15 protein-coding genes and 1 tRNA gene are annotated in these 21,296 nt (G+C 65.6%); 5 read left to right on the plus strand and 11 right to left on the minus strand.

Features of this window, described 5'->3' with window-relative positions; translation table 11 throughout:
• The first annotated feature begins 8 nt into the window (after positions 1-8).
• Positions 9-2,117, plus strand: a complete 2,109-nt coding sequence (locus O0K41_RS12785) for a phospholipase C, phosphocholine-specific (RefSeq protein ID WP_197592493.1) — start codon at positions 9-11, stop codon at positions 2,115-2,117.
• Between the two features lie 23 nt (positions 2,118-2,140).
• Here O0K41_RS12785 and O0K41_RS12790 read toward each other — a convergent pair whose 3' ends face one another.
• The 4 genes from O0K41_RS12790 to O0K41_RS12805 form a co-directional block, all read right to left on the minus strand.
• Positions 2,141-3,736 (minus strand): alkaline phosphatase D family protein, encoded by a 1,596-nt coding sequence (locus O0K41_RS12790; protein WP_164223066.1) that lies wholly within the window; start codon positions 3,734-3,736, stop codon positions 2,141-2,143.
• Positions 3,737-3,746: 10 nt separating this feature from the next.
• Positions 3,747-6,680, minus strand: a complete 2,934-nt coding sequence (locus O0K41_RS12795) for a TonB-dependent receptor (protein WP_164223069.1) — start codon at positions 6,678-6,680, stop codon at positions 3,747-3,749.
• 141 nt (positions 6,681-6,821) lie between these two features.
• Entirely contained in the window at positions 6,822-7,844 is a 1,023-nt protein-coding gene (locus O0K41_RS12800) for a FecR domain-containing protein (RefSeq protein WP_164223072.1), read from the minus strand.
• Entirely contained in the window at positions 7,841-8,356 is a 516-nt protein-coding gene (locus tag O0K41_RS12805) for a sigma-70 family RNA polymerase sigma factor (RefSeq protein ID WP_005409031.1), read from the minus strand. Before O0K41_RS12805 ends, O0K41_RS12800 begins: the two co-directional genes overlap by 4 nt.
• Before the next feature lie 38 nt (positions 8,357-8,394).
• On the opposite strand from O0K41_RS12805, the gene O0K41_RS12810 reads away from it, so the two are divergent.
• Positions 8,395-8,793: a hypothetical protein gene (locus O0K41_RS12810; RefSeq protein ID WP_043035001.1), complete on the plus strand. Its 399-nt coding sequence runs from the start codon at positions 8,395-8,397 to the stop codon at positions 8,791-8,793.
• A 245-nt stretch (positions 8,794-9,038) separates the two neighbouring features.
• The gene (aceE, locus tag O0K41_RS12815; protein WP_049449790.1) at positions 9,039-11,711 is read left to right on the plus strand and encodes a pyruvate dehydrogenase (acetyl-transferring), homodimeric type; all 2,673 of its coding nucleotides are present in this window, start codon (positions 9,039-9,041) and stop codon (positions 11,709-11,711) included.
• 58 nt (positions 11,712-11,769) lie between these two features.
• On the opposite strand, the gene O0K41_RS12820 is transcribed toward aceE, so the two are convergent.
• Positions 11,770-12,252, minus strand: a complete 483-nt coding sequence (locus O0K41_RS12820) for a hypothetical protein (protein WP_033834139.1) — start codon at positions 12,250-12,252, stop codon at positions 11,770-11,772.
• Between the two features lie 226 nt (positions 12,253-12,478).
• Between O0K41_RS12820 and O0K41_RS12825 the strand changes: the two genes are divergently transcribed.
• Both O0K41_RS12825 and O0K41_RS12830 read left to right on the plus strand, forming a co-directional pair.
• Positions 12,479-14,809, plus strand: a complete 2,331-nt coding sequence (locus tag O0K41_RS12825; protein WP_049449789.1) for a TonB-dependent receptor — start codon at positions 12,479-12,481, stop codon at positions 14,807-14,809.
• A gap of 120 nt (positions 14,810-14,929) precedes the next feature.
• Positions 14,930-15,391, plus strand: a complete 462-nt coding sequence (locus O0K41_RS12830) for a DUF4189 domain-containing protein (RefSeq protein ID WP_080353081.1) — start codon at positions 14,930-14,932, stop codon at positions 15,389-15,391.
• A gap of 74 nt (positions 15,392-15,465) precedes the next feature.
• On the opposite strand, the gene O0K41_RS12835 is transcribed toward O0K41_RS12830, so the two are convergent.
• From O0K41_RS12835 to lexA, 6 genes are all read right to left on the minus strand, one after another.
• Positions 15,466-15,558: transfer RNA gene (locus O0K41_RS12835), tRNA-Ser, on the minus strand.
• Between the two features lie 78 nt (positions 15,559-15,636).
• Complete coding sequence (gene csrA, locus O0K41_RS12840; protein ID WP_004152909.1) at positions 15,637-15,840, minus strand: carbon storage regulator CsrA; 204 nt, start codon at positions 15,838-15,840, stop codon at positions 15,637-15,639.
• Between the two features lie 147 nt (positions 15,841-15,987).
• Entirely contained in the window at positions 15,988-18,636 is a 2,649-nt protein-coding gene (gene alaS / locus O0K41_RS12845; RefSeq protein WP_033834136.1) for an alanine--tRNA ligase, read from the minus strand.
• Between the two features lie 109 nt (positions 18,637-18,745).
• Complete coding sequence (recX, locus tag O0K41_RS12850; protein ID WP_005409024.1) at positions 18,746-19,237, minus strand: recombination regulator RecX; 492 nt, start codon at positions 19,235-19,237, stop codon at positions 18,746-18,748.
• Between the two features lie 110 nt (positions 19,238-19,347).
• Entirely contained in the window at positions 19,348-20,385 is a 1,038-nt protein-coding gene (gene recA, locus O0K41_RS12855; RefSeq protein ID WP_005412937.1) for a recombinase RecA, read from the minus strand.
• A gap of 204 nt (positions 20,386-20,589) precedes the next feature.
• On the minus strand, positions 20,590-21,225 hold the full coding sequence (gene lexA, locus O0K41_RS12860) for a transcriptional repressor LexA (protein ID WP_005412936.1): 636 nt from the start codon (positions 21,223-21,225) through the stop codon (positions 20,590-20,592).
• Between the last annotated feature and the right edge of the window lie 71 nt (positions 21,226-21,296).

The raw sequence follows: 21,296 nt of genomic DNA on the forward strand, positions 1-21,296 counted from the left end.
GTGAGCCCGTGACCGATATCGGCCGACGCCGGTTGTTGCAGGCCGGCGTTGCCGCCGGCCTTGCCCCGCTGCTGCCCAGCATCGCACGGGCCGCAGCGATCGCCCCCGCCGCGCAGACGCGCAGCCTCGAAGACCTGCAGCACATCGTGGTGTTCATGCAGGAGAACCGTTCGTTCGACCACTACTTCGGCACGCTGCCGGGGGTACGTGGTTTCGGTGACCGCTTCGTGGCCCCGGCCGCCGCGCTGCAGGCCGGTGGCCGCGCGCGCAGCCTGTGGCTGCAGCCCGACGCGAGTGGCACGCGGGCGATCGCACCGTTTCCGCTGGATACCGCCGCGCACTTCGGCTACATGCGGGTGGAAGGCACGCCGCACACCTGGCCAGACGCCCAGCGTGCCTGGGATCACGGCCGCATGGGGCACTGGCCGAAGGCCAAGCAGAACCACTCCATGGGCTACTTCCAGCGCAGCGACATGCCGTTCCAGTTCGCGCTGGCCGATGCGTTCACGATCTGCGACGCCTACCACTGCGCGATGCAGGCCGGCACCAATCCGAACCGGGTGTTCCTGTGGACCGGCCACAATGATGCACAGGCCCGCGCCGGCGGCCCGGTGATCGCCAACTCGCATGACAACTTCCCCGAACACGGCGGGCATCCGGCGTCATACCGCTGGACCAGCTATGTCGAGCGCCTGCAGACGGCCGGCGTGTCCTGGCAGATCTACCAGGACATGGCGGACAACTTCACCGACAACCCGCTGGCCGGCTTCGAGGCGTTCCGTCGGGCGTACAGTGCTGCACCCGGGCATGACCCGCAACTGCGCGCACGCGGGGTCAGTACCCGTGGCCTGCCACAGCTGCGCCAGGACGTACTCGACGGGCGCCTGCCGCAGGTCAGCTTCATCATCGCCGACGCGGCCGGCAGCGAGCACCCCGGACCCTCCAGTCCGGCGCAGGGCGCGGCCTATACCGCGCGCGTGCTGGATGCGCTGACTGCTGATCCGGAAGTCTGGAGCCGCACCGCCCTGCTGCTGATGTTCGATGAGAACGACGGCTTCTTCGACCACATGCCGCCACCGGCACCGCCTTCGCCGGTGGATGGCGGCTGGGCGGGTGCGTCCTCGGTCAGTACCGAGGGCGAGTACCACCGCCATCCCGCGCCGGGCGACGAGAAGTACGATGCCGCCGAACTGCGCGGCCGCCCGTATGGACTGGGCCCGCGCGTGCCGCTGTATGTGATCTCGCCGTGGAGTCGGGGCGGCTGGGTCGACTCGCAGGTGTACGACCACACCTCGGTCATTCGACTGATCGAACGCCGCTTCGGTGTGGTGGCACCGGACATCTCGCCGTGGCGCCGCGCGGTCTGCGGCGACCTCAGCAACGCCTTCGACTTCGCCCAGCGCGATACCCGCCCGTTCGTACGCGGCCTGCCCGACGTGAGCGCGGTGGCCGCACGCGCCGCTGCGTTGCCAGGGCGAACCGTGCCGGCGCTGCCGGAGGGGCTGAAACCAGCGAAGCAGGAAGTCGGCATACGCCCGGCGCGCGCCCTGCCCTATCGGCCGCAGGCATCGATGGCTGCGGTGGACGCCTCGGGCGTGGATCTGGCGTTATCCTGCGAAGGCGCGGCGGCAGTGCTGCATGTCTACGACCGGCTGCGGCTGGATGCGGTGCCGCGCCGCTACACGCTGCTCCCGGGCATGGCGCTGCGCGAGCGCTGGCCGCTTGATGCCCAGGGCCGCTATGACCTGTGGCTGCTCGGTCCGAACGGCTTCCACCGCCACTTCCAGGGGGCGGCCAAGGATCCTGCGCTGCAGGCTTCAATTGATCGCACGGATGGCCAACTGCGGCTGCGGCTGCGCAACCTGGGTGACGGCGCGCAGCAGGTGCGTGTGCAGCCTGGTGCCTATGCCGGGCACATGCCCGATCAGGCGCTGGTACTACCCGCACACGCAGAAACCGCGTTGGCGTGGGACGCAACGCCCACGGCGGGCTGGTATGACCTGCAGATCGGCGCGGGCGAGAGCATGCTGCGCCTGGCCGGTCGCGCCGAGGATGGGCGCCCCGGCACGAGTGACCCGGCGATGGGCAGCGAACCACTGCGGTTCGAGCAGGATTGAAGGATCTCTGTAGAGCGGTAGATTCAGGCCTCCTGCAGCCCCGGCCGGCCGTGCTCCACCGCATAGCGCTTCCAGCTCTGCACCGCGCCATTCGGCTGCATCACTGTATCCAGCGTCTTCATGTCGCCGATCCACGCATCGCGGGTGACATCGCACAGCACGTAGCCACGCTTGTCGGTGGTCGCCTTCAGATAGGGGCTGTGCGCAAGCTGGTTCCTGGCATACGCGTCCACACCCTGGCCATCGGCGCCGGAGGTGATCGACGTGGCGAGGAACTCGCTGGAGACCACGCCCGAGTCACGGTGGTCCTGCACCAGATCGCTGGCATAGTGGCGATGCGCGTCGCCGCAGGCGGTCACCACGTTGCCGAAGCCCACCTTCTGGATGTGGTCGAGCAGGCGCCGGCGGCTGTCCAGATAGCCCGACCACTGGTCGTCGGACGACTGCACCACCCCATCCTTCTCGCGCATGTAGTTGCCCAGCGCCACCTGGTGGGCGATGGTGTGCCAGCGCGGTGCGGCATCGGCCAGGCCGTCGAACAGCCAGCGCTCCTGCTTCGCCCCCACAATGCTGCGCTCCGGCGATTCCACCTCGTCACGCAGCGCCATGTTCACCTGCTTGCTGCGGTACTGGCGGGTGTCGAGCAGGTGCAGGTCCATCAGCGTGCCGTAGCGTGCACGTCGGTACATCTGCATGTGGCCATCGCGCGGGAATGCCGAACGGCGCAACGGCATGTTCTCGTAGTAGGCCTGGAACGCCTGTGCGCGGCGCAGCAGGAATACTTCGCTGGGCGTGTCATCCTGGTCTTCGGCGCCGGCCCAGTTGTTGTCCACTTCGTGGTCGTCAAAGGTGACGAACCACGGTGCCGCCGCATGCGCGGCCTGCAGGTCCGCATCGCTCTTGTACTGGGCGTAGCGGCGGCGGTAATCATCCAGCGTGTAGATCTGCGGGCCGACGTGGTTGCGCAGGTTGGTGAACGGCTGGCCGTTCATCTTCCGCAGGCCCGGCTGGCTTTCGCCTTCGTAGATGTAATCACCATAGTGGAAGACGAAATCGAGCGGTTCCTCGGCAATGCGCCGCCACGCGGTGTAGTGGCCTTCTTCGTAGTGCTGGCAACCGGCCACCGCAAAGCGAACGCGATCCACCGCGGCCGTGGCTGCGGGCAGCGTGCGGGTGCAACCGACCGCACTGGCGTGGCCACCGACGCTGAAGCGGTACCAGTAGGGCCGTCCGGGCGCCAACCCGTCCAGCTCCACGTGCACGGCGTGGCCGAGTTCGGGATGCGCCATCGCCGTCCCCTGGCGTACCACCCTGCGCATGCCTTCGTCTGCGGCCAGTTGCCACTCGACCAGCATCGGCCGGGTCGGCATGCCGCCGCCGAACACCAGCGGTTCGGTCGCCAGGCGCGTCCACAGCACAATGCCATCGGCCGAGGGATCACCCGAGGCCACGCCCAAGGTGAAGGGTGTGCTGGCAAAGCGCGGCTTGGCCAGCAGGTTGCGCGGGTTCAGCGCGGTGGCATCGGCCTGCGCGGCCAGCGCGTGTGCCGTGCCCATCCAGGCACCGGCAGCGGACAGGCCGGCCAGGGCCAGGAATCGCCTGCGATTGATCGTCTCCACGGCTGTGCCCTCAGTTGTAGATGATGTGGAAGTAGAAGAAGCGGCCGTAGTCGTCGATCTCGGTACGGAAGCGCCCGTTCGGGCCGGTGCTGTAGGTCGGCTGGGTGTTGAACAGGTTCTTGGCCTCGTACTTCAGCGTCACGTGCTTGCTGACCTTGTGGCTGAAGCCCATGTTGAAGGTCATGTACGTGTCGTAGTACGAATCCAGCCACTGGGTGTCGCCGAAGTCGACCAGCATCCGGCTGCGGTAGGTGCCGGACAGGCGCAGTTGCGCGCTCTTCCACGGCATGCGCCAGATCACCGAACCGTTGAGCGACCAGTCCGGCTGGTACAGCAGCCGGTCCAGGCGGCGCTCGGTGCCATCACTGATGCGGTAGTTGGTCTGGCCTTCCAGCCGCGTGGCGTTGAAGTACATGTCGAAGCGCTGGCGGCCCCACTGCAGGTTGCGGTTGGCCACCGCGAACTCGACACCGCGCAGCTTGGACTCATCGGTGTTCATCGGCTGGGTCACCCGGTAGCGGGTATCACCTACGTTCTCGAAGGTGGTCAGGGTGTAGATGTCGTCCTTGATCACCTTGTCGAACAGCGCCACCGAGACCAGGCCGTTGTTGCCGTTGAAATACAGGTCCCACGCCAGGTCGATGTTGGTGGAACGGCGCGGCTGCAGGGCGGCATTGCCCTGCTTGATGCTGCAGAAGCCCCTGCCCTCCTCGTCATCGCCACAGCTGGTGCTGGTGGCCTGGGCGATGTTGCTCGGGGTCGGCCGGCCCAGCGTACGGCTGGCGGAGAAGCGCAGGCGCTGGTCCTCGGTGAGCTTGAAGGTTGCGTTCAACGAGGGCAGCAGATTGTTGTAGCCACCGCTCGTGTTGCGGAACGCAGAGGTATAGGTAGTGCCGCCGTCATCGCTGAACGGACTGTAGGCATCGAAGCGGGTGTGGTCGTAGCGCAGGCCGCCGATCAGCAGCAGCCGGTCCCAGGCGTAGTGCGCGGACACATAGGCATTGGTGATGTCCTCCACGTACTTGTAGTCGCTGGTGAAGTTGGCATTCGGATACGCCGCATTGTTGCTGCCCAGTTTCGGCAGCAGTTCCTCGTTCCACTTGCGGTTGTCGATCAGCGGGAAGCCCGGCACGCTGCCCAGCAGCGTCGAACCCGGATACAGGTAGTCGTTGAGCGTGGCACTGCTCTTGAAATAGTCGAAGTCGATGTCCTGCCAGATCTTCAGGTGGCGGTACTCGGCGCCGGCGGCCAGGCCGAAACCTCTCGCATCGGCGTCGATGTTGTAGCTGAAGTCGGCGCGCAGGTTGTCGATGCTCTCCTTGGCATCGCGCGGGGAGACGTAGGCCTGCGCCGGATTGAGCTTGAATGCGGAACTGGTCAGCAGGCTGGAATCGGAAACGGCCACCGCGTTGGGGAAACCGTGGCTGTCGTTCTCGTAGTCGACGAACAGGTTGCTCGGGTAGGCGCGTACCCCCCAGTAGACCTGGCTGTTGTGGAAGGTCTCTTCGGTATGGCCACCGCGCAGGGTCAGCCGCGAACGGTCACCCATGTCCCAGTTGAAGCTGGCGATGGCGCCACGGTTGCTGCGGTCCCAGCGGTCGTGGCGGTTCTTGATGTAGATGCTGTTGATCTGGGTGGTGCCGCTGTCTTCGGTCTGGTTGCGGACCGGAAACTTGGCGTTGCCGTACAGATCCGTCTTGTTCATCGTCGAGTTCTCGTAGAACCGGTACGAATACAGCAGCAACGATGCGTAGAACGGATCATCCGACGGCTTCCACTCAAGCTTGGCGGAGCCACCGAAGTTGGTGATGAAGTTGGTATAGGTGCCAGTGCTGAAGTTGCCAGGCGCACGCAGCCCGTTCCAGCCCTTGGCCTCGTCCGGACCCGTGGTACCGTCGGTGAGGTATTTGCCAGCGTCGTTGTAGTAGTAGTTCGACTCCACCCAGCGCTTGACGCTGTTGCGCGAACGCTGCTCGTAGCGTGCCACCGCAACGATGCCGAACTGCTGGTCGACACCAAACTGGTTGGAGAACACCATCTTGGCGCTCTTGCCGAAGTGACCCAGGGTCTCGTGGTTGCCGCCAGCGCTGCGCTCGACGTTGGTCTCGGCGGTGGAATAGATGCCTGCCACATCGGCAAACACGTACTTGCCTGACCGGTCGAAGGCACTGCGGCTGATGATGTCGATCACGCCGCCGATCGCATCCGGTGCCTGCTCGGCACTGAAGCTCTTGTAGATGTCGGTACGGGTGCCGATGTCGCTGGGAATCAGCTGCAGGTTGTTCATGCGCTCGCCGGAGCCACTGCCCCCCACGCTGGCAATCGCGATGCCATCGATGGTGGTGTAGTTGAGGTTGGCCTGCACGCCGCGCACGGTCACGTAACGTGGCTCGCCGGCATCCTCCACCGCACTCAGCCCTGGAGCGGCCATCAGGCTCTCGGCCAGGGTCTCGTCGCCGTAGCTGTCCATCTCGTCATACACCACCGAATCCTTGATCACCGGCGACGACTTCTTCTGGTCGATGACCTCATGTGCGGCAATCACCTTCACCGTGTCCAGGGTCGGCGCCACCATTGCCTCGGCCTCGCGCGGCTTCGGCGCGGCCGGCTTCGGTTGGTTGCGAGCTGGCGCCGGATCGATGGCGATGACATTGCCATCCACCACGGTGTACCCCAGGCCGGTACCGGCCAGCAGCGCGTCCAGCGCCTGCCTGACGGTGGCACCGCGCGGCACCGCACCGGCCATGCGGGCATCGCCGCCGGCCGAGTACAGGAACTGCACCCCGGAACCGCGCGACAGCTGCTCCAGCGCACGCGCCAACGGCTGCGCCGCGATCGGCGTGGATACACGCGCCTCCAGGCCATCGGCACCGGCGGCGAAGGCCAGCGGCACGCTGCAGGGAGACAGGGCGAGGATGATCGACAGGTAGAGCGTGTTGCGCATCACGGGTCCTTGGAAGAGAGAAGGCAGCAGGCGCCGCTGCGTGGCTCGGCAGCGGCTTCTCCCAAGTAAGAGCCCGCATCCGCCGAAGTGGAGAACGCGGATTCGATGAATTTTTTCTGACAGTCCACGACCACGTCGGCCTCAGCGACTGCCAACCCGCACGGTGTCGCCTTCGCGCCTCACCACGAAGCGCGGGTCGCGTTCGAGGAAGACCTGCAGCGCACCGATGCGATGCGCATCGAGACTGCCCGACAACCGTGCCGATGCCGCACCTTCGTCCAGCACGCGTACCTGCACCTGGTTGTGCCGGTTGAAGGCAGCGGCTACCTCGTCCAGCCGCTCGTCGAGGAAGGACACCTTGCGCTGCTGCCAATCCAGCAGCATCGACAATGGCAGGTCCAAGGACTCGACCGCATGGCTGCGCGCGTCGACCTGCACCACCCGGCCTTCGCCCAGCTGCGCAAGACGCCGGGGGTCCGCACCCTGGCTCCATACCTCCACCTCGCCGGAGACCACGCCGATGCGCGTGCTCTGCAGCCGTCGCGATACATCGAACACCGTGCCGATGTCGCGGATCTCCAGGCCGTTCACCGCCACCTCGAACGGACGGCGGTCGCGGGCGATGTCGAACGTTGCCTCACCCTGCAGCAGCTCCACCTTGCGGCTGAACCAGCCCATGCGTACCCGCAGGCGGCTGTCCGCGTTGAGCCGCACCTGGGTCTGGTCGGGCAGCACCAGGTCGCGAAGTTCACCCTGTCCGGCACTGTAAAGCTGCTCGGTGGGCATCACCTGCGGAACCAGGCCCACGCCGAGCAGAGTGATACAGGCTGCGGCCGCCGCCACCCACCAGCGCGCACGACCGCGACGCGGCACAGCGCGCGGCGGCGCGTGCACGCTACCGAACAGCGGCACCACCTTGGCGGCGACCTGCCGCGGTGGAACCGCCGCGTCGTCAGGCAACGGCGATTGCAGCGCCTCGCCCACCTGCCGGTGCAAGGCAAGGGCGTGCATGTAGGCGCGCACGTGCTCCGGCGAGCGCTTCATCCAGTCCAGGAACGCGAGGCGCCCGGCCTCATCCAGCGCCCCCTCGCGATTGCGCAGGAACCAGTCCATGGCCTCGCAGGCGATCGTGTCGTCGGCCACGGGCGATGAGGTCCGGTTCATGTGAGCTCCCTGGCGCCCAGCGCCTTCCTGCAGGCCTCCAGCCCCTTGCCGATGTGCTTGCGCACCATGTGCACCGACACCTGCAGCTGCTGGCTGATTCGCGGGCAGTCCAGCCCGTCGCGGTAGTGCAGCTCCATCACCCGCCGCGTGGTCGCCGGCAGTCGTGCGATGGTGCTGCGGATATCGTTCCAGCGCTGCGCACGCTCGAATTCACCTTCGATGTCTTCTTCGCTTTTCAGCACTTCGGCCAGCAGGTCGACGTCTTCCAGCGGCGGCAGCGACGACCGCGCGCGCGCATGCTCGCGCGCCAGGTTGGCCGCCACGGTGAACAGGTAGGCTTCCGGGTTCTCGACAGCATCGGCATCCTCGCCGGTGCTGCGCAGCAGGCGCAGGTAGACCTCCTGCGCCAGGTCTTCGGCATCCTCGCTGGCCGAACCGCGACGCAGGAAGAAGCCACGCAGCAGCCGGCGCCGCAGTTCGTAGCTCTTCTCCCAGATCCTCACGCTGTTCACGGCCGGCCAACCACCCCGAGGCTGGAAAGCCACGCAGGGTGACCGCCATCGATGACAGTGGCGTTTCAACGACCGGCAGGCAGCCGCTAGAATGCGGCCCCTGCAATGTCCCGGCAGCCCGCACAAGGAGTGCTCCCATCAACGCACGCACCGCCATCAACACCCTCAGCAGCCTGCTGTTCCTGCTGCTGGTCGCCCACACCACCGCCTACCAGCAGCAGATGTGGCCGCCCAGCCGGGTCATCCATGTGCATCCGGTGATCGTCGTCCTCGCCTATGCGCTGGGTGTGCTCACGCTGCTGTTGTGGATCGGCGGTCGTCGTGCACCGGAACCCGCCCAACGCCTGGCGCGCTGGTTGCCCATCGTCGCCTGGTGCCTGCTGGGCGTCGGCGTGGCGATCATCCCGGTGTTCCTGCCGGGGCTGTCCCCGGCCTGATCAGCGGCCGCGCCCAACGCATCGGCCCATGATACGGCGCGCGGCACCAACCCTTGCTTGCCAGAGACCCAAGCCCCGCCCGCCTACCGAAGCGTGGGGGGCAGGCCTACGCTTGTCTTCTCGGTGGCCGCCACGGTCGCCCTTCGCGTCACGGCGCCCGCCGTTGCGACCCCGCTCCAGTGCTGTGCGCCCTGCCGGTGTTGTCGCCCAGGCAGACGTCCGACCGGCGCCCTCTGGAGACAGCCATGAACCAAGCCCTCATTCCCTTCGATACCGATCCACTGGAAACCCAGGAGTGGCGTGAATCGCTGGAGGCGGTGATGCAGGCCGGCGGCCGGCCGCGCGCGCACTACCTGATCGACCAGCTGAGCGATCTGGACGCCCGGCAGCACGGCGACCTGCATACCCGTGCCTGGACCGCCTACGTCAACACCATCCCGCCCGAGCGCCAGCCGGCCTACCCGGGTGACCTGGCCATCGAGCGCCGCCTGAACGCGATGATCCGCTGGAACGCGATGGTGATGGTGCTGCGTGCCGGCAAGCACTCCAACGTCGGCGGCCACATCGCCACCTACCAGTCGGCGGCTGTGCTGTACGACGTGGGCTTCGATCATTTCTTCCGTGGCCGTACTGACACCTTCGACGGCGACATGATCTACATCCAGGGCCACTCCGCGCCGGGGATCTACGGCCGCGCGTACGTGGAAGGCCGCATCGATCCAGCGCGCATGGACAACTTCCGCCGCGAAGCCGGTCGCGAAGGCCTGTCCTCGTATCCGCACCCGCGCCTGATGCCGGAGTTCTGGCAGTTCCCCACCGTGTCGATGGGGCTGGGCCCGCTGACCGCCGCCTACCAGGCGCGCTACATGCGCTACCTGGAATACCGCGGCCTGAAAGAACACCAGGGCCGCAAGGTCTGGGCCTTCCTCGGCGACGGCGAGATGGACCAGCCCGAATCGCTGGCGGCAATTTCCCTGGCCGGCCGCGAGCGGCTGGACAACATCGTGTTCGTGGTCAACTGCAACCTGCAGCGCCTGGACGGTCCGGTACGCGGCAACGCCAAGGTCATCCAGGAACTGGAAGGCACCTTCCGCGCGGCCGGCTGGAACGTGATCAAGCTGATATGGGGCAGTGGCTGGGACGACCTGCTGGCCCGCGACCACAGCGGCCTGCTGCGCCAGCGCATGATGGAATGCGTGGACGGCGACTACCAGACCTTCAAGTCGCAGAGCGGCGCCTACGTGCGCGAGCATTTCTTCGGCCGCTACCCCGAGCTGCTGGAGCTGGTCGCGCACATGAGCGACGACGACATCTGGGCGCTGGCACGTGGTGGCCACGATCCGCAGAAGGTGTACGCCGCCTACCAGCAGGCGGTGAACACCAGCGGCCGGCCGACGGTGATCCTGGCCAAGACGGTCAAGGGTTTCGGCATGGGCGAAGCCGGCGAAGGCCAGAACATCAACCACCAGCTGAAGAAGATGAGCGCCGACGCGGTGCGCGCCTTCCGTGACCGCTTCAACCTGCCGGTCAGCGACGAGCAGCTGGAGGAGATGCCCTATCTGCGCCCGGAACCGGGCAGCGCCGAAGCAGTCTACTTCGCCGAGCGCCGCCGCATCCAGGGCGGGCAGCTGCCGGCGCGCCTGGCCAAGGTCGATCCGCTGCCGCTGCCGCCGCTGTCGATCTTCAACACCCAGCTGCAGGGCAGCGGCGATCGCGGTCAGTCCACCACCATGGGCTTCGTGCGCATCCTCACCAGCCTGCTGAAGGACCCGGAACTGGGCAAGCTGGTGATTCCGATCGTGCCCGATGAATCGCGCACCTTCGGCATGGAAGGCCTGTTCCGCCAGATCGGCATCCACTCCTACCTGGGTCAGCTGTACACCCCGCAGGACGCCGGCCAGCTGAGCTATTACAAGGAAGCCAAGGACGGCCAGATCCTGCAGGAAGGCATCAATGAATCCGGTGCGATCTGTTCGTGGATCGCCGCCGGTACCGCCTACAGCAACCACGGCCTGGCCACGATCCCGTTCTACATCTTCTATTCGATGTTCGGCCTGCAGCGCGTCGGAGACCTGGCCTGGGCCGCTGCCGATGCGCGTACCCGCGGCTTCCTGCTCGGTGCCACGTCGGGCCGCACCACGCTGATGGGCGAAGGCCTGCAGCACGATGACGGCCACAGCCACGTGCTGTCGTCGGTGATTCCCAGCTGCGTGTCCTACGACCCGACCTACAACTACGAGCTGGCGGTGATCATCCATGACGGCCTGCGCCGCATGTATGTCGACCAGGAAGACATCTACTACTACATCACCGTACTCAACGAGAACTACCCGCAGCCGGCACTGCCCGAAGGCGCCGAGGCTGGCATCCTGAAGGGCCTCTACCTGCTGCACCCGGCGGCCGCCGACAGCGACTCGCAGCCACGCGTGCAGCTGATGGGCAGCGGTTCGATACTGCGCGAAGTGGAAGCTGCGGCAGAACTGCTGTTGCAGGACTTTGGCATCGCCAGCGATGTGTGGAGCGCGACCAGCCTGACCGAACTGCGCCGCGATGGCCTGGCTGCCGAACGCTGGAACCTGCTGCACCCGGCTGAGGAACCGCGCGTACCCTACGTGCAGGAGTGCCTGCAGGGCCATGATGGCCCGGTGGTGGTGGCCACCGACTACATGAAGATCGTCGGCGACCAGATCCGTCCCTTCATCAACGACCGCCGCTTCATCGCACTCGGTACCGATGGCTTCGGCCGTTCCGACACGCGTGAGTCGCTGCGCACGTTCTTCGAAGTGGATCGCCACTTCATCGTGCTGGCCGCCCTGAAGTCGCTGGCCGACGAAGGCCGCATCGAGCGCTCGCGGATGCAGGAGGCCATCGACAAGTACGGCATCGACACCGGCAAGCGCGACCCGGCCTCGGTGTAAGGCTGCCGGTGCCATGCCCGCGGATTCCCTCCCCGTGGGCATGGCGCAGGCGGCGCCGCTACGGTATCCGCTTGAACAGGTTGGTCTGCAGGATCGGCGTGCCGTCGTGGCCGTAGAACGCCTTGGTCTCGGTCATCGTCGTACGGTCGGCCGCCACGGTATAGATGCGGGTGGAGGCCGGCGTACCGTGGTCCACCAGCTGCATCACCAGGGTATTCGGCGCCGGCAGTTTCAGGTTGGCCTTGTCCGCGCCGTAGGTGCCGGACAAGGGCCCCGGCGTACCGTCGAGCGCCAACGTGCCGTCGGATTTCATGGTCTTGCCGTCGTGCAGGACGATGTCGACGTGTGAACTCCACCGACCCGCACCGGCGTCCTTGAACTCCAGCACCACCTGCTTCGGGCGCTGTGCTTCGGGTAACGCAGACGTGGCGATATCCAGCGACCAGCGCCCCAGCAGCGGCGAGGGCGAAGCTTCCACCGCCAGCGCCGGAACGGCGGAGAGCGAAAGCGCAGACAACAACACAGCGGACAACAGCTTCATACGGGGCTCCGTTTGAATGAGGAAGCTCTGCGTGGGGCGTTGCGGGGCAGTGCCCAGATCGTGCCGGTCGCCAGCAGCACGCGCAAGGCGGTGCGCTGAACGAGGGAGACTCCGTCCCATCCCGAGAGGCCAAAGCACCCTGCCCCATTGAATCGAGGCGGTTTCCGCTCTTGTTGACCTGAATAGTTACGTTATAACATTTCACGTCAATTTCACGGACCGTGCCATGCGTCGCCATCTCCTTGCTACCGCCCTTCTGTTCGCCGTCCACAGCGCCCAGGCCGCGGACGAACCCACCCTCCCCACCCTCCAGGTCCAGGCCAGCCAGCCCTCCCGTATCGACAGCCGGGTCACCGTCGACAACCCACAGGCGCAGAACCGCACCCTGGGCGGCCTGCTCGAACACGTCTCCGGCGTGCAGAACAGTGCTTTCGGGCCGAACGCGGGTGCCCCGGTCATCCGCAGCCTCAGTGGCAACCGCGTGCAGATCCTGCAGGACGGCCAGTCCATCCTCGGGATGAACGCGATCAGCGGCGACATCAACATCCCGTTCGATCCGCTGTTCGTACGCAGCGTCACCGTCAACAAGTCTTCCGACACCGTGCGCTACGGCGGCAATGCGATCGGCGGCAGCGTGGAGATCGATTCGGGCCTGATCTCGCGCCGCATGGAAGACAAGGACCAGTCGATGGAACTGGTCCTGCGCAAGGGCTTCAACGCCGCCGACGCGCAGGGCTTCCGCATGAACTTCAACAACCAGCGCAACTTCTCGACCAACCTGCAGGTCTCGCGTCAGCGCATCTCGCACTACGATATTCCAGGCAACAGCAAGGCCAGTGTCTGCAACACGCGCCTGTTCCCGCCGACCGGTGGCGTGAACTCTGCGCTGGCCGACAGCTGCCAGAAGGAAGCGCGCGTCCAGCAGATCTACAACAAGGCGTCGCAGCCCTACATCGACCAGTTCATGACCGAAAACCCGGACTGGGCCGACGGCGATTTCTCCTTCTACACCAACAATCCGACTTCGGTCTGGCAGCGCCGCACCTACATCAATCCGGTCAACCCGGCCTACGTCCCCGGCACGCCTTCGTACGTGCAGAAGCAGATCAACAACGACGTGACGCCCGATTACCATCACCGGTTGGGCAACAGCTACGCGAGAAATTCGCAGGTGGCGCTCGGGTCGACCCTGTTCTTCGACCGTGGTTACGTGGGTATCAGCATTGATGCCAAGGACAGCGAGTACGGCGTGCCGGGGTTCTCGATGCAGAACCTGTCGTTCGGTTCCAACTATGCCAACGGGCTGCCGGTGGGGGTGGTGATCAAGCAGGAACGCTATGCACTGGAAGCCCTGCTGCGCGATCCGCTGCCGTGGTTCGAGCGCGCCGAACTGCGCGTTTCCAAGCTGGACAACACCTCGGGCGAGCGGCTGGGTGCCACCCGCGCCAACGACTACGATTTCGAGAGCACCCAGGCCGAGCTGCTGCTCAGCCATCAGCGCGTAGGTCCGCTCAGCGGCATGCTGGGTTTCAGCCACCAGTCGCGTGATGTCACCGGCAGTGGCTCGCTGCGCTACCTGCCTGACGTCGACACCCGCAGCAACGCGGTGTTCCTGAAGGAGACGCTGGACTTCGGCTGGGCCAGTTTCGACGCTGGCGTGCGCCACGAGCGGGTTGACCATGACCTGCAACCAAGCCGCTTCAAGACCGCGCGCAATGCCGCCAACGCGAAACTGCAGGACCGCGACTACCGGCTCAACAGCTACAGCCTGGGATCGTATGTCGAGCTCGGTCCGTTGTTCGCCGCCAAGGTGCGCTACTCGTCCTCGCAGCGCGCACCGGAGATCAACGAGTTGTATGCGAGCAATGCCCACTATTCGGTGATGACCCAGGAAGAAGGCAACCAGAACCTCCAGCCGGAACGCGCGAAGAACCTGGAACTGACCGGCCTGTTCCACCTTGGTGGTTTCGAACTGTCGGCCACCGCGTACCGGATGAAGTACGAGAACTATCTGTACCTGGGTTACTCGGGCATGCAGACCGCCAACCGCCTGCCGCTGAAGTACTGGAAGCAGACCGACACCACGGTGAAGGGCTTCGAGATCGATGCCTCGCAGGCATTGGACCTGGGCCGCTACGGCACGTTGAACGTCTCCGCCTTCGCCGACCTGGTGAAGAACAAGGCCGACCGCCCCGATTCGTTGCGTGCCCACAATGACGGCGAGTACCTGCCGAACATGCCGACCAACCGCTACGGTGCCACCCTGCAGTGGCAGCGCGAAGGCTGGAAGGCGCAGCTGTCCAGCACCTACTACGACACGCAGAAGTACCTGGGCCGCAATGTCAGCGAGGAAGTGCCGCTGGATGCGTTCAACCTGGTCGACCTGCAGGTCAGCCGTGAGCTGCCGGTACGCAGCAGCTACATCGCCGGCATGGAGGTGTTCGTCAACGGCAGCAACCTGCTCAATCAAGAAGCACGGCCGCACAACTCGCCGCTGAAGTACATCGCGCCGCTCCCCGGGCGCGGTTTCCAGGTGGGCGTGACGGTGAAGCTCTGACGATCGAACGCGTCGGTACGCGCCTGCGGGCAAATTGCCTGCAGGCGTTCTCCCCCGTCCCCCTGCGGGGTTGCGCCACATTCACCGGTTGATTCACCATCGGCAAAAGAGGAGAGCGTGATGAACTGGAAGCATGCAGTTTCACTGGCGCTGTTGTTGTCCGTTTCATCAGCCGCAAGTGCTGCGTCTGCGATCACCTACGACAAGGATGGCCGCTACGGCTATTCGATGAACCAGTCTTCCCTCACCACTGCGATGCAGCAGTCGCTGCACTACTGCGCAGCGCGATCGCGCAATTGCGGTCAGTCCGCCAGCACCACCAGCGAAGGCTATTCGGCCATAGCGACCGGCACGATTGCGTTGGGCTTTGCACTGGGCGAGAAGACTGCGGACGCCGCGCAGCGGAAGGCCGAAAGAATGTGCAGGGAACGTGCCAACGACTGCACGCTTGCGTTGCTGTGGCGGGAAATTCCACCTCGCCACATTGAACCCCCACAGCTGCCGGGTACACCCGCTCCGGCACCGGCGACGACACCCGCGCCCATGCCAACGCCTGCCTCCCGCACCGATCAGCCAGGATAGTCAGCTCCACGCTGCGAGTGTCGGATAAAGAAAAACGCCTGCAGATCGAGGATCTGCAGGCGCTTCTTTGTATCTGGCGGAGTGAGAGGGATTCGAACCCTCGATAGAGCTTTTGACCCTATACTCCCTTAGCAGGGGAGCCCCTTCGGCCACTCGGGCATCACTCCGGGGTTTTCTCCGCGTCTGGTGCGTTGCACCTCAGCGGGGCGTGAATCATAACGTTAATCGAGTGCGAAGGTAAAGCGTTATTCGGCAGAATTTTCGCTACCGGTGCCACCGGCTTCGTCACCGCGCTGGATGCGCTGATAGATCTCTTCGCGATGCACAGCAACGTCCTTCGGCGCGGTGATGCCGATACGCACCTGGTTACCCTTGACGCCAAGCACGGTGACGCTCACCGAGTCTCCGATCATCAGGGTTTCGCCGACGCGGCGAGTCAGGATCAACATTTTTGTAAGTCTCCATGGAACCGTGTGGAAGGGTATCCCCCACCGGCTTGACGCTCCGTCAAGAAGCGCTACCACGACAAAGGGAAAAGATTCGCAATGGTACCGTCAGCCGTCCCGCTCCTACAAGGAGGGGGACGGCCAGGTTCATCACAGGCGGGGGCTGACCCATTCGACGACTGCAGCCAGCGCAGTGGCAAGGGCGGGCCCGTCCTCGCCACCACCCTGGGCGAGGTCCGGGCGTCCGCCGCCCTTGCCCCCGATCTGACTGGCGATATGGGACAACAGTTCCCCGGCCTTGACCTTGCCCATTGCACTGCCGTTCACACCCGCGACCAAGGCGGCCTTGCCGTCCTGGGCGCCGGCCAGCACGATCACCGCGTCGCCCAGCTGCTGCTTGAGGCGGTCCATGGCGTCACGCAGGGCCTTGGCGTCGAAGCCCTCCAGGCGGGCAGCCAGTACCTTCACGCCAGCAACCTCGACGGCCTGGCCGGACAGATCGGCCGTGGCACCGGCGGCGACCTTGGCCTTCACGGCCTCCAGTTCGCGCTCCAGCTGCTTCTGGCGCTGGCCGAGGGCACGGATCTTCTCGACCACGTCGGCAGCGCTGCCACCGAGCAGTTCAGCGGCCTCGGCCAGGCGGGCCTCTTCGGCGTCCACGTAATCCAGCGCCCCCTGGCCGGTAACAGCCTCGATGCGGCGCACGCCCGCAGAGACGCCGCCCTCGGAGGTGATCTTGAACAGGCCGATGTCACCGGTACGGTTGACGTGGGTACCACCGCACAGCTCGGTGGAGTAGTCACCCATCTTCAACACGCGCACGTGCTCGCCGTACTTCTCGCCGAACAGGGCCATCGCGCCGAAGTCCAGCGCTTCCTGCATGCCCATGTTGTGTACTTCGGCGGCGTTGTTGGCGCGCACCTGCTGGTTGACCTTGCGCTCGATCACGGCAAGCTCTTCCGCGCTGATCGGCTGGAAGTGCGAGAAGTCGAAACGCAGGCGGTCCGGAGCGACCAGCGAGCCCTTCTGCTGCACGTGGGTGCCCAGCACTTCGCGCAGGGCGGCGTGCAGCAGGTGGGTGGCCGAGTGGTTGAGGATGGTGGCGCCACGGCGCTCGCCATCGACCTGGCCGGAGAGCACGTCGCCGACCTTCAGGCCGCCTTCGGACAGGGTGCCGACATGGCCATGGAACTGGCCGGCGAACTTCTGGGTGTCGTCCACCGCCAGGCGCACGCCGTTGCCGGTCAGTACGCCGGTGTCACCGACCTGGCCGCCGGACTCGGCGTAGAACGGGGTCTGGTTGGTGATGACGATGACTGCGTCACCGGCATCGGCCGACTGCACCGGACGGCCGTCCTTGAGCAGGGCCAGCACGGTCAGGCCGTCAGCCTGCAGGCGGTCGTAGCCCAGGAACAGGGTCGGGCTCAGGGTCGCCACCAGCTCAGCGGGCAGGGTCACGCCACCACCGAACTTGCCGGCCGCGCGCGCGGTCTCGCGCTGCTGCTCCATCGCGGCATCGAATCCGGCAATGTCGACGGTCAGGTCGCGCTCGCGGGCGATGTCCTGGGTCAGGTCGAGCGGGAAACCATAGGTGTCGTACAGGCGGAAGGCGTCAACGCCCGGGATCACGCCATTGCTGGCCTTGCCCGCGACGTCCTCGAAGATCTTCATGCCGGCATCGAGGGTTTCGGCGAAACGCTCTTCTTCGGCCTGCAGCGCACGGGTGACGGTGTCCACCGCAGCCGGCAGTTCCGGATAGGCTTCGCCCATCTGCTCGACCAGGGTCGGCACCAGCTTGCTGAAGAACGGCTGGCGCACGCCCAGCATCCAGCCGTGGCGCAGTGCGCGGCGGATGATACGGCGCAGCACGTAACCGCGGCCTTCGTTGGACGGCAGCACGCCATCGACGATCAGGAACGAACAGGCACGGATGTGGTCGGCGATCACGCGCAGCGACTTGTTTTCCAGGTCGGCGGTGCCGGTCAGCTCGGAGGCCTTGCGGATCAGGGCCTGGAACAGGTCGATCTCATAGTTGGTGTGCACGTGCTGCAGGATCGCCGCCAGGCGCTCCAGGCCCATGCCGGTATCCACGCACGGCGCCGGCAGTGGCACCAGGGTGCCGTCGGGCTGGCGGTCGAACTGCATGAAAACCAGGTTCCAGATTTCGATGAAGCGGTCGCCGTCTTCATCCGGGGAACCCGGGGGGCCACCGGCAATATGGTCACCGTGGTCGTAGAAGATCTCGGTGCACGGGCCGCACGGGCCGGTGTCGGCCATCTGCCAGAAGTTGTCCGAGGCGAACGGTGCGCCCTTGTTATCGCCGATGCGCACGATGCGCTCTTCCGGCACGCCGACCATGTCGCGCCACAGCGCGTAGGCTTCGTCATCGGTCTGGTAGACGGTGACCAGCAGGCGTTCGGCCGGCAGCTTCCAGACCTGGGTCAGCAGTTCCCAGGCCCAGGCGATCGCGTCCTTCTTGAAGTAGTCGCCGAACGACCAGTTGCCCAGCATTTCGAAGAAAGTGTGGTGGCGCGCGGTGTAGCCGACCTGGTCGAGGTCGTTGTGCTTACCGCCCGCGCGCAGGCAGCGCTGGACGTCGGCCGCGCGCACGTAGCTGCGCTTTTCCGCGCCAAGGAACACGTCCTTGAACTGCACCATGCCGGAGTTGGTGAACAGCAGGGTCGGATCATTGCCCGGCACCAGCGGCGCCGACGGCACGATGGTGTGGCCTTTGCCCTTGAAGAATTCAAGGAAGTCGCTGCGGATCTGGGAAGTCGTGAATTTGGCGGATGCGTTCATTGGGGGCTGGCAGTCTGCGGGCCGGCGGACCCGGACCACCGGCCGCGTTGGCCAGGGTCGCGAGGGACCGCCGAAAACCTAAAGGGTATCAGGCCCGACGCCGCCAGTCTCAGTCATCCGGGTCGTAGCGGGTCGCGCGGCGGATGCTGTCGCCGTCGAAGCCCCGTCGGGCCAGCAGATCGGCAGCCTTGCGCCGCTGTGTCAGGTCCTGCGGGCCGGCCTCGCCAAAGCGTCGGCGGACCAGATCACGGGCGTTTTCCTGCCAGTCGCCTTCGTAGCTGTCCATCGCTGCGGCAATCGCGGCACTGTCCAGGCCGTGGGTCCCCAGCTCGGCGCGGACATGGATCGGCCCATAACCGGTGTTGGCGCGCATCCTCACCAGGTTCTCGGCAAAACGGGTGTCGTCCTGCCAGCCGGCCTCGGTCAACTTGGCGACAGCGGCCTGCGCGGCTTCGTCTTCGATGCCACGGGCGGTCAGCTTGCGGGTGAGTTCCTTGCGCGAGTGCTCGCGGCGGACCAGCAGGCCCAGTGCCCGTTGCACGGGGGTCTGCTCACGCGGCCGGCGCTTGCGGCCGGTCGGAATGTCTTCGGCGTCGGACATGGGTACTCCAAGGGTGGCGCCATCCGTGGCGCCCAGCCCATCCTTGGGCGATTCGAACCTGCGGGACAGGGCGACGTCACTGACGGCGCCACCCTGCCCCACAGCAAGCCTTATTCGTCTTCGCCTTCGTCGTCGCCTTCCTCGCGGGCCGCTTCGGCCGGCTGGAATTTCTCGCGCAGCTCGGCCTCGAGCTTGGCGGCGACAGTCGGGTTGTCGCGCAGGTAGCCGCGGGCGTTGTCCTTGCCCTGGCCAATGCGTTCTTCACCGTAGCTGTACCAGGCGCCAGCCTTCTCGACCAGCTTGGCATCCACACCCATGTCGATCAGCTCGCCTTCACGGCTGATGCCTTCGCCATACAGGATCTCGGTGATGACCTGCTTGAACGGAGGTGCCAGCTTGTTCTTGACGACCTTGATCTTGGTCTGGTTACCGATGATCTCGTCACCCTTCTTGATCGCGCCGATACGGCGGATGTCCAGGCGGACCGAGGCGTAGAACTTCAGCGCGTTGCCACCCGTGGTGGTTTCCGGGCTCTGGCCCGGCATCATCACGCCGATCTTCATGCGCAGCTGGTTGATGAAGATCACCAGGGTGTTGGAGCGCTTGATGTTGCCGGTCAGCTTGCGCAGCGCCTGGCTCATCAGGCGGGCCTGCAGGCCTGGCAGCTGGTCGCCCATCTCGCCTTCGATTTCGGCCTTCGGGGTCAGCGCGGCAACCGAGTCGATCACCAGGATGTCGACCGAACCCGAACGGACCAGCATGTCGGCGATTTCCAGCGCCTGCTCACCGGTGTCCGGCTGCGACAGCAGCAGGTCGTCCACGTTCACGCCCAGCTTGGCGGCGTAGATCGGGTCCAGCGCGTGCTCGGCGTCGATGAAGGCCGCGGTACCGCCCATCTTCTGGCATTCGGCGATGGCCTGCAGGGTCAAGGTGGTCTTGCCCGAGGATTCCGGCCCGTAGATCTCAACGACACGGCCCTTCGGCAGACCACCAATGCCCAGCGCGATGTCGAGCATCAGCGAACCGGTCGGGATGGCTTCGACGGGTTCGACCACGCGGTCGCCCATGCGCATCACCGAGCCCTTGCCGAACTGCTTTTCGATCTGGCCCAGAGCTGCAGCGAGGGCGCGCTTCTTGTTCTCGTCCATCGGATTGGTCCTTGCAGAGGTCGTGTCGTTGGAGGTGCTGTCTTTGGGGGTCTTCTTTGCCATGGGTTCACTTTAAGTCGGACGTATCGCACAGGCTGAGATTCTGCCCGGCGCTCTGAAAAGAATTATCGGACATCCGTACCAACCTCAGTGGAACCAGAGAATCGCCACAAAAGACCGCGGGGTAATGCGCTATGGAACGGGTCAACGGTTGGGCCGCAGCAGGCCGCAATAGAGGCCCTCGATCGCGAAGTCCTGATCCGGCAGTACCTCGATCGGCTTGTAATCAGGATTGCGCGGCAGCAGGCGGATGCGATCCTTGGCGATCTTCAGCAGCTTGACCGTGATCTCGTCATCGATGCGGGCCACCACGATCTGCCCGGAATGGGCGTCGCGGGTGCGATGCACGCCGATCAGGTCACCGTCGAAGATGCCCTCGTCGATCATCGAATCGCCCTGCACCTTCAGCAGGTAGTCCGGCGCGGGCGAGAAGAACACCCGGTCCAGCACCACGAAATCGTCCGAGCCGATGTCGGCGCCGATCGGCAGGCCGGCCGCAACCCGGCCCAGCACCGGCAGGCGCAGCACACTGTCGGGCAGGCCCGGCTCGGCCAGCTTCTCGACCGGCGGTGCCTGCACCAGGCGGATGCCGCGGGCCTGACCGGGGATGCGACGGATCGCACCGGCCTGCTCCAGGGCTTCCAGGTGGTACTGGGCCGCGCGCACGCCCTTGAAGCCGAACGCACGTGCGATTTCAGTCTGCGAGGGCGGCGCGCCTTCGCTCTCGATACGCTCGGCGATCAACTGCAGGATCGCCTGCTGGGTGTCGGTCAGGTCCATGGTTAGTAGTATTACTACTAATATCCGGGACTGCAAGTGCCGGGGGCGACAAAAGCAAATGCAGCCGACTA

This window comes from Stenotrophomonas sp. Sm2128, assembly GCF_030985535.1.
Lineage (GTDB): Bacteria > Pseudomonadota > Gammaproteobacteria > Xanthomonadales > Xanthomonadaceae > Stenotrophomonas > Stenotrophomonas maltophilia.

What these genes read in the sequence shown, in the direction of transcription:
- O0K41_RS12820 (WP_033834139.1), bottom strand. Translation starts at nt 12,252, where the DNA reads ATGAAGCTGTTGTCCGCTGTGTTGTTGTCTGCGCTTTCGCTCTCCGCC.
- O0K41_RS12825 (WP_049449789.1), top strand. Translation starts at nt 12,479, where the DNA reads ATGCGTCGCCATCTCCTTGCTACCGCCCTTCTGTTCGCCGTCCACAGC.
- O0K41_RS12800 (WP_164223072.1), bottom strand. Translation starts at nt 7,844, where the DNA reads ATGAACCGGACCTCATCGCCCGTGGCCGACGACACGATCGCCTGCGAG.
- O0K41_RS12830 (WP_080353081.1), top strand. Translation starts at nt 14,930, where the DNA reads ATGAACTGGAAGCATGCAGTTTCACTGGCGCTGTTGTTGTCCGTTTCA.
- aceE (WP_049449790.1), top strand. Translation starts at nt 9,039, where the DNA reads ATGAACCAAGCCCTCATTCCCTTCGATACCGATCCACTGGAAACCCAG.
- O0K41_RS12795 (WP_164223069.1), bottom strand. Translation starts at nt 6,680, where the DNA reads ATGCGCAACACGCTCTACCTGTCGATCATCCTCGCCCTGTCTCCCTGC.
- alaS (WP_033834136.1), bottom strand. Translation starts at nt 18,636, where the DNA reads ATGAACGCATCCGCCAAATTCACGACTTCCCAGATCCGCAGCGACTTC.
- csrA (WP_004152909.1), bottom strand. Translation starts at nt 15,840, where the DNA reads ATGTTGATCCTGACTCGCCGCGTCGGCGAAACCCTGATGATCGGAGAC.
- recX (WP_005409024.1), bottom strand. Translation starts at nt 19,237, where the DNA reads ATGTCCGACGCCGAAGACATTCCGACCGGCCGCAAGCGCCGGCCGCGT.
- lexA (WP_005412936.1), bottom strand. Translation starts at nt 21,225, where the DNA reads ATGGACCTGACCGACACCCAGCAGGCGATCCTGCAGTTGATCGCCGAG.
- recA (WP_005412937.1), bottom strand. Translation starts at nt 20,385, where the DNA reads ATGGACGAGAACAAGAAGCGCGCCCTCGCTGCAGCTCTGGGCCAGATC.